We start from the raw sequence: 8,208 nt of genomic DNA, 5'->3' as shown, positions 1-8,208 counted from the left end.
CGATGCATCGCCGATGGTAGTGTGGGGTTTCCCCATGTGAGAGTAGGTCATCGTCAAGATTAAATTCCGAAACCCCAATTGCGAAAGCAGTTGGGGTTTTGTTTTGGGCGCTCGAAAATTCCGGCGCTTTCAGCAACATTAAATAAGCTGCCGTTGAGGGAATTCGATACAAAGTGTTTCTGCATTTTTGCTATGGTGCAGCACATTTTCACAAGGATTGATCTTTATCCGCAGGATGCGGCGTCGACCTTTTCCAACGAGATGCTGTAGAAATGCCTGAACCAATACCTATCAAAGATCACGAAAAAGAAAACCGTTTGGTCAACAAACGTTTGTTTGCCTGCGCATTGCTGGTAATTGGGATCACGTGCGCCTTGGTGGGGCGTATGTATTTTTTGCAAGTCGTGCAGTACGACTACCACTCAACAATTTCGGAAAACAACCGGGTCCACGTACTGCCCATCACACCGACTCGCGGCTTGATCTATGACCGTAATGGTGTAGTCCTGGCCGACAACCGCCCGAGTTACAACTTGACCATCACCCGTGAGCGCACAGCCGACCTCAAGGGTGAACTGGACGAAATCGTCAATCTGCTGCATCTGCCAGCCGAAGACCGTGCGGTGTTTGATAAGGCGCTCAAGCAGGCCCGCCACCCGTTTGTTCCCGTCACGTTGTTCTACGAGTTGACCGAAGAGCAGATCGCCGTTTTGGCCGTCAACGAGTTCCGTCTACCTGGGGTGGACGTGGAACCACAATTCGTTCGCCACTACCCCCTGGGCGCGCACTTTGCCCATTCCATTGGCTACGTCGGTCGTATTAACGAAAAGGAATCCAAGACCCTTGATTCGGTGGAGTACCGCGGTACCCAATCTATCGGCAAAACCGGAATCGAGCGTTTTTACGAGTCTGAACTGCATGGCCATGTCGGTTATGAAGAGGTAGAGACCAACGCACAGGGCCGTGTGCTGCGCGTGCTCAAGCACACCGATCCGATCCCTGGCAAAAACATCGTCCTGAGCCTTGACGTCAAGCTACAGGAAGCTGCCGAAGAGGCCTTGGGTGACCGTCGTGGTTCGGTGGTCGCCCTGGACCCGCAGACCGGTGAAGTACTGGCTATGGTCAGTAAACCGAGTTTCGATCCGAACCTGTTTGTCACAGGCATTAGCTTCAAGGAGTACGCTGCGCTACACGACTCCATTGACCGACCGCTGTTCAACCGCGTGTTACGCGGGCTTTATGCGCCGGGCTCAACCATCAAGCCGGAAGTGGCCATCGCCGGTCTTGACAGTGGCGTTGTTACTCCACAAACCCGAGTGTTCGACCCGGGTTACTATCAGTTGCCAGACTTTGACCATAAATACCGAAACTGGAACCACAGTGGTGACGGCTGGGTGGACATGGACGCGGCCATCATGCGTTCCAACGACACTTACTTCTACGATCTGGCCCATAAGCTCGGGATCGATCGCCTGCACGACTATCTGGCCGAGTTCGGCCTGGGTCAGAAAGTGTCCCTGGATATGTTCGAAGAGTCTGCCGGCTTAATGCCATCCCAGGCCTGGAAGCGTGCAACCCGACGCCAGCCGTGGTTCCCAGGCGAAACCGTGATCCTCGGCATTGGCCAAGGCTACATGCAAGTAACACCTCTGCAATTGGCCCAGGCCACTGCATTGATCGCCAACAAAGGCGTATGGAACCGACCGCACCTGGCCAAGACAATCAATGGTGTGCCACCGGTGGATGAGCATCCAATGCCCAACGTGATCCTCAAGGACCCGCGTGACTGGGAACAGGTCAACCATGGCATGCAATTAGTGATGCACGATCCCCGCGGTATCGCCCGAGCGGCAGCGCAAGGCGCGCAATACCGCATCGCCGGCAAGAGTGGTACCGCCCAGGTGGTGGCGATCAAGCAGGGTGAGCGCTACAACCGCAACAAGACGTTGGAGCGGCATCGCGATAACGCCTTGTTCGTCGGCTTTGCGCCGGCCGAACATCCGAAAATCGTGATTTCAGTCATGATCGAAAACGGTGAGGCCGGCGGCCGTGTAGCCGGGCCTGTGGTGCGACAGATCATGGATGCCTGGCTGCTCGACCAGGAAGGCCATCTCAAGCCGCAATATGCAGCGCCGGCCAAGGCGCCCGGCGATCCAAGGGTTTGACTCAAACCTCCCACTCATCCCAGCGTGCTACGCCATCATAGGCCAGCCAGGGCACTTCATGGGCCGTCCAGATATGCGAGGTGGGCCTGACGCGCGGATCATCATCCAGCGTCGCCACCCGCACGATCACGTGAGGCTGATGCCCACGTTCAGCGATCAGATGTGAGCCGCAGCGCGAGCAGAAATGTCTGAGTTTGCCCGGTGAAGATTCAAATGACGACAGCAGTTGCTCACCCTGCGTCCAGCGAAAATGCTCACGCATCACCCCGGCCGTGGCAACAAACGCGGCCGCGTGCGCCTTGCGGCAGCTTGCGCAGTGGCAGTGGCTGATGGGCATGTCCAGGCTGTCCACTTGATAGCGCACACCTTTGCACAAGCAACTTCCATCCAGTGGGTCAGTCATAACCTATGGCCAGGCAAGGAGGGGGTCATCATCATCGCGCACAACACAAGGTTGCGCATTGGTTGATGTCGCCTACTGTTCAATGAAGGAGGTGACTTATGCACGTATTAGATCGCATCGAACGTAAAGTCCTGCTCAATGCGTCACGTAAACAGGTCTGGGAGGCTCTCACGCAGGCCGAGCAATTTGGACACTGGTTCGGTATCGCGCTTAAGGGTAAGACCTTTGTGGCTGGGGAAACCATCGAAGCGTCGATTACCTATCCAGGTTATGAACATGTCGTATGGAAGGCCCGGATCGAACGTATCCTGCCTCAAACGCTGTTTTCCTTCTGGTGGCATCCTTTTGCAGTGGAAGAGGGCGTCGACTACGACAAAGAGGCGCCGACGCTGGTGGAGTTCACGATTGAAGATCGCGCTCCAGGCATTCTGTTGCGGGTCGTTGAGTCCGGTTTTGACAAGGTGCCCGAAGCGCGGCGTCAGAAAGCCTTCAAGATGAACTCCCGTGGCTGGGATGAGCAAATGGGCAATATCGAAAATTATCTGAGCAAGCCCCCAACAAGGTGATGGCGCACACCGGAGGGCAGTCTTCACTCCCCTAGGCAGACAGGCCGCTGACGGGCTCACAAAGCACGTTCAGCTCGATGCCTTTTCTTGATTTGCTGGCCTTCATGCACATAGCGGTCGGTGGTGGCGTTTGCACGGATGCCGAGTAGAATCACGCCCTGAAAGCGATTCCTGAGGTGCGGTACGGTGGATCTACAGCAGGGTTTTGTCCTGACCCGGCATTGGCGCGATACCCCGGCGGGTACGGAGGTCAGCTTCTGGCTAGCCACCGACCAAGGGCCAAGGTGCATTCGCCTACCCGTGCAGATCTCGGTGGTTTTCATCCCAGAGGCCCATCGCAAGCCACTCGATTGGCTGCTCAAGGGGGAGCGCGATCTCGAGTTGCGCCCCTTGCAGCTATGCGACTTTCATCACCGCCCGGTTCTGGGCCTCTACGCCCGCCAGCACCGCCAGTTGATGGACATCGAGAAGCGCCTGCGCGCTGCCGGGGTCGATGTCTACGAAGGTGACGTGCGCCCTCCGGAGCGCTACATGATGGAGCGTTTTATCACCGCTCCTGTCTGGTTCGGTGGCACCGCTGATGCAAGCGGCACCTTGCTCGACGCGCAAATGAAGCCTGCCCCCGACTACCGTCCTCCCTTGAAGCTGGTGTCCCTGGACATCGAGACCACCGCCCAGGGCGATCTTTACTCCATCGCTCTTGAAGGCTGTGGCGAACGCCAGGTGTACATGCTCGGCCCGCCGAACAAAACCGACGCCGTGGATTTCAAGCTCGACTATTGCGACACCCGCGCTCAACTGCTCGAACACCTCAACCAATGGCTGGCCACTTTCGACCCCGACGCGATCATCGGCTGGAACGTGGTGCAGTTCGACCTGCGCGTACTCCACGAACACGCCCAGCGCCTGAACGTGCCGCTGTTGCTCGGGCGTGGCGGTGAAACCATGGCCTGGCGCGAACACGGCAGCCGCAATCACTACTTTGCGGCGGCGGCAGGAAGACTGATCATCGACGGTATCGAAGCGCTGCGTTCGGCCACTTGGAGTTTTGAATCCTTCAGCCTGGAAAACGTTGCACAAACCCTGCTCGGCGAAGGCAAGGACATCTCCACGCCGTACCAGCGCATGGACGAAATCAACCGCATGTTTGCCGAGGACAAGCCTGCTCTGGCGCGCTACAACCTCAAGGACTGCGAACTGGTCACGCGGATTTTCGAGAAGACCGAGCTGCTCAAGTTCCTGCTGGAACGGGCCAGCGTCACCGGGTTGCCGGCCGACCGTAACGGCGGCTCCGTGGCCGCCTTCACCCACCTGTACATGCCGTTGATGCACCGCCAGGGTTTTGTAGCACCGAACCTGGGCGACAAACCGCCCCAAGCCAGCCCCGGCGGTTTTGTCATGGACTCGCGCCCAGGCCTCTATGAGTCGGTGCTGGTGCTGGACTACAAAAGCCTTTACCCGTCGATCATCCGCAGCTTCCTCATCGACCCGGTGGGCTTGATCGAAGGCCTCAAGCATCCCGACGACAGCGATTCGGTGGAAGGCTTTCGCGGAGCGCGCTTCTCCCGCACCCGGCATTGCCTGCCGTCCATCGTCACGCGGGTGTCCGAAGGCCGCGAAGAGGCCAAGCGCGAGCGCAATGCGCCGTTGTCCCAGGCACTGAAGATCATCATGAACGCCTTTTACGGTGTGCTCGGCTCCAGCGGCTGCCGGTTCTTCGACACCCGGCTGGCGTCCTCGATCACCCTGCGGGGGCACCAGATCATGCGCCAGACCCGCGCCCTGGTTGAGGCCCAAGGGTACGAGGTGATTTACGGCGACACCGACTCCACCTTCGTCTGGCTGGGCAGCGCGCACTCTGCGCAGGACGCCAATCGCATCGGCCTGGCGCTGGTGCAGCACGTCAACGACTGGTGGCGCGCGCACCTGAGCAACGAGTACGGCCTGCAAAGCGCCCTGGAACTGCAATACGAAACCCACTTCAGTCGCTTCCTGATGCCGACCATTCGTGGCGCCGAGGAGGGCAGCAAAAAGCGCTATGCCGGCCTGGTCGTGCGCGAAGATGGCAGCGAAGAAATGGTCTACAAAGGCCTGGAAACCGTGCGCAGCGACTGGTCGCCCCTGGCCCGGCAATTCCAGCAGGAACTCTACCAACGCATCTTCCATCGACAACCCCATCAAGACTACATACGCGATTACGTGCGGCGTACCTTGAGCGGCGAATTCGATGATTTGTTGATCTACCGCAAACGCCTGCGCCGGCCCTTGCACGACTACGAACGCAACGTCCCGCCCCACGTACGCGCCGCGCGCCTGGCAGACGAGTACAACGACCGCCTGGGCCGCCCGCGCCAGTACCAGCGGGGTGGCTGGATCAGCTACGTGATCAGTGTCAACGGCCCGGAACCGCTGGAAGTGCGGCGGGCACCCATCGATTACGACCACTACGTCACGCGCCAATTGCAGCCCGTGGCTGACGCAATCCTGCCGTTCGTGAATGACGATTTCGGTACCCTGGTAGGCGGGCAGATGGGGCTATTCTAGGTAATCGACCACAGGCTCGATATTGCCCATCGCTCAGGAGGAAACGCCCATGTACACCCTTTATGGCACCGACGAATCCGGCTCCTGCATGATCGAAATCGCCCTGCAGCGCTGCGCAGTGCCGTGGCATCGCGTGCAGGCCAGTTCCTGGCAGGACGGCGAGGGTAGCGACGCGCTTGCACGTATCAATCCACTCAAGCAGATCCCCACCCTGGTCACTCCAAATGGCCAGGTACTGACCGAAAGCGCCGCGATCCTGATCCACTTGGGCCTGGAGTATCCCAAGGCCGAGTTGCTGGCTGGCGATCGTACGCAGATCCTGCGTGGCTTGCTGTATATCGCCGCCAACTGCTATTCGGCGATCGGTATCATCGATTACCCGCAACGCTGGTTGGGCAATGCCGATGAGGCGCAGCAAGCGCAACTGGTCAGCGGCACACGGCGCTACCTGCACCAGGCTTGGGTCGTGTTTGCCGATCAGTTTGCCGGCCAGCTGTTTACCCCGAGCAACGCGCCGAATGCACTGGGCATCATGGCGGCAGCGGTGTCGCGTTGGGACGACGCGCGCGAGGTGCTCGGCAACCTGGCGCCGGGCTTTGCGCAGAGCCTGGAGCGGGTAGACGCTGACCCTGTCGTGGCCCCTGTTTTTGCCCGGCATTGGCCGCAGTGGAAGGTCTCGTAACCGGAAGAAACAATGACCAGGCCACTGTCCAAGCCCTTGCGTAGCGGGCTTCCTGACCTACGCTTCTCAAAGTGGTGTAGGAATCATCCTTGAATTTGGCTGTCGCAGACATGAAACTCAAGAACCCTGCATGGAATTCAAAGGAGGTGCGCATGCTCATCCGGTCGCTGACCCTGGCTACCTTGATGGCTTTTACGGGGCCGTTGTTGGCCGCTGATGATAATCCGCTCAAGCAGGAATTGGGCAAGACGCGCCCCCTGGTGGTCGTGGAGCTTGATGCTGGAAACCCGACACTGGCAACGCTGAAGAAACAACTGGAAGAGGCTGCCACCAAACAGGCCTTCGAAGAGCGCAGCATGGTGTTCTACACCGTGAAGTTCGGCAGCATTGGTGCCGAAGGGGAGAAGTTCGCCAAGGATCCCAAAGACAGCAAAAAGCTCACGCCGCCTGAAACCAACGCACTGATCCGTGCCCTCAAGCTCGGCGTCGGCAGCGGCACCAAAGTGATTCTGGTCGGCAAGGACGGCGAGAAGAAACTCGAAAAAACCGTGCCGCCGGACAGCCTCGACCTGAAGGAATTCTTCAGCGCCATCGACCAGATGCCGATGGCAGAAAAAGAAGCAGCTGCCGTGGCAGAACCTGAGCCTGCCGCACCTGCTGCGTCGGCCAAGGGGGCCAAACCTGGCAAACCCGTCAGCAAGTCGGCGCCTCAGCAACTTGATGATTGAACTACATGGCCCATGTGGGAGCTGGCTTGTTGTGGCAAGCAAGCCCGCTTCCTCATTAGTCCTGTAGTGCTTTTACGGTTTAGGCGCTTTGCGCACCGGAAACGGAAAATAGAAAAACCGCAAGAACGCCACCCGCTTGATCACTTCCCCTATCAGCAACGGCACCAACAGTGCCACCACCAAACCTACACATGCCGCCATGAACGGATGCAGGCCCAGGCGCTCCATCAGGTCAAACGTCTTGTGCTGGATTTCGCCATGGAAGATCAACAGAATCAGGGTGGACTGGCCGATATAGGTCATCACTCGGGTGAGCAGCGCCGACACCATCAACACCCGTGCCAGCGCCCAGCAAATGTACACGCCGATCACTGCCAGCAGGCTGGTCCACAGCCAGTGGTCGTAGCGTCGCTGGGCCAAGTCCATGGTGTCGTGGCTGTAAATGAACACGGCGGCGAACAGCACCACCGAGATCAACAGGGTCAGCAACGAACCTTCATGCCGGCGCAGCCAATCGCGCAGCAGGTAGCCATAGATGAAGTAGGTGCTGCTGATCAGCGTGACGTCGAGGCTGAAGGGCAGGCCGGGCAACATCCAGGTGTGGTCACCGACGCTCACCGGTATCTGCCAGAACCATTGCAGCGTCCAGATGCCTAGCAACAGTTGCACGCCGATCAGCATGCAGGCGACCACCAGGGGCAGCTTCAAGCGCTGGATCAGCCGCAGCATCAGCCAGCTGAATAGAATCGCCACCCAGAAGTGCGGCAAGAACCACAGCGCTTGCCATGGGATAGTGTCCACCGAGGCATACAGCACGCCGCCTATATCCGGCAGCAGCGGTTGCCCCCGCAGTACGTCACGTACGATCACGTACAGCAGCATGGTGAAAAAAAACGGCTTGAGCAGGCCATCGGCCTTGCGCACCGCCATCTCCACGAACGGTTGCTCGGGCCTGAAGAACACCCCTGACAGGAAAAAGAACAACGGCAGCACGAACGACGCCAGGATCGGGTACATCAAGTCCAGCGAGGTGGCGACGAACCAACTGTGACCATACACAATAATCAGGATACCAATGCCCTTGGCGATATCCATTTGAATCCAGCGATGTTTCATCTAA

7 protein-coding genes are annotated in these 8,208 nt (G+C 58.6%); 5 read left to right on the top strand and 2 right to left on the bottom strand.

Annotated features, from left to right (window positions below; all coding sequences use genetic code 11):
* The first annotated feature begins 272 nt into the window (after nucleotides 1–272).
* Nucleotides 273–2,165 (top strand): penicillin-binding protein 2, encoded by a 1,893-nt coding sequence (gene mrdA, locus ACP7CZ_RS26875; protein ID WP_054898205.1) that lies wholly within the window; start codon nucleotides 273–275, stop codon nucleotides 2,163–2,165.
* 1 nt (nucleotide 2,166) lies between these two features.
* On the opposite strand, the gene ACP7CZ_RS26870 is transcribed toward mrdA, so the two are convergent.
* A complete protein-coding gene (locus ACP7CZ_RS26870; protein WP_294165615.1) occupies nucleotides 2,167–2,568 on the bottom strand; it encodes a GFA family protein in 402 nt (133 codons plus the stop codon).
* Between the two features lie 98 nt (nucleotides 2,569–2,666).
* Here ACP7CZ_RS26870 and ACP7CZ_RS26865 point away from each other — a divergent pair, with 98 nt between their 5' ends.
* The 4 genes from ACP7CZ_RS26865 (at nucleotide 2,667) to ACP7CZ_RS26850 (ending at nucleotide 7,088) form a co-directional block, all read left to right on the top strand.
* On the top strand, nucleotides 2,667–3,134 hold the full coding sequence (locus ACP7CZ_RS26865) for an SRPBCC family protein (protein ID WP_294165616.1): 468 nt from the start codon (nucleotides 2,667–2,669) through the stop codon (nucleotides 3,132–3,134).
* Between the two features lie 186 nt (nucleotides 3,135–3,320).
* A complete protein-coding gene (locus ACP7CZ_RS26860; protein ID WP_294165617.1) occupies nucleotides 3,321–5,678 on the top strand; it encodes a DNA polymerase II in 2,358 nt (785 codons plus the stop codon).
* A 49-nt stretch (nucleotides 5,679–5,727) separates the two neighbouring features.
* Nucleotides 5,728–6,360, top strand: coding sequence for a glutathione S-transferase N-terminal domain-containing protein (locus ACP7CZ_RS26855; protein WP_032903754.1), 633 nt, complete (start codon nucleotides 5,728–5,730; stop codon nucleotides 6,358–6,360).
* Nucleotides 6,361–6,512: 152 nt separating this feature from the next.
* Complete coding sequence (locus ACP7CZ_RS26850) at nucleotides 6,513–7,088, top strand: DUF4174 domain-containing protein (protein ID WP_294165705.1); 576 nt, start codon at nucleotides 6,513–6,515, stop codon at nucleotides 7,086–7,088.
* 72 nt (nucleotides 7,089–7,160) lie between these two features.
* On the opposite strand, the gene ACP7CZ_RS26845 is transcribed toward ACP7CZ_RS26850, so the two are convergent.
* Entirely contained in the window at nucleotides 7,161–8,204 is a 1,044-nt protein-coding gene (locus tag ACP7CZ_RS26845) for an acyltransferase family protein (RefSeq protein ID WP_054898209.1), read from the bottom strand.
* Nucleotides 8,205–8,208: the final 4 nt, after the last annotated feature.

This window comes from Pseudomonas sp. DWP2-2, from assembly GCF_049897065.1.
GTDB lineage: Bacteria > Pseudomonadota > Gammaproteobacteria > Pseudomonadales > Pseudomonadaceae > Aquipseudomonas > Aquipseudomonas paracarnis.
Note: the sequence above shows the minus strand (reverse complement) of the source record. Positions and strands in the feature narration are given on the sequence as shown.

Coding starts and splice junctions, on each gene's coding strand:
- mrdA (WP_054898205.1), top strand. CDS start 273: ATGCCTGAACCAATACCTATCAAAGATCACGAAAAAGAAAACCGTTTG.
- ACP7CZ_RS26870 (WP_294165615.1), bottom strand. CDS start 2,568: ATGACTGACCCACTGGATGGAAGTTGCTTGTGCAAAGGTGTGCGCTAT.
- ACP7CZ_RS26865 (WP_294165616.1), top strand. CDS start 2,667: ATGCACGTATTAGATCGCATCGAACGTAAAGTCCTGCTCAATGCGTCA.
- ACP7CZ_RS26855 (WP_032903754.1), top strand. CDS start 5,728: ATGTACACCCTTTATGGCACCGACGAATCCGGCTCCTGCATGATCGAA.
- ACP7CZ_RS26850 (WP_294165705.1), top strand. CDS start 6,513: ATGCTCATCCGGTCGCTGACCCTGGCTACCTTGATGGCTTTTACGGGG.
- ACP7CZ_RS26845 (WP_054898209.1), bottom strand. CDS start 8,204: ATGAAACATCGCTGGATTCAAATGGATATCGCCAAGGGCATTGGTATC.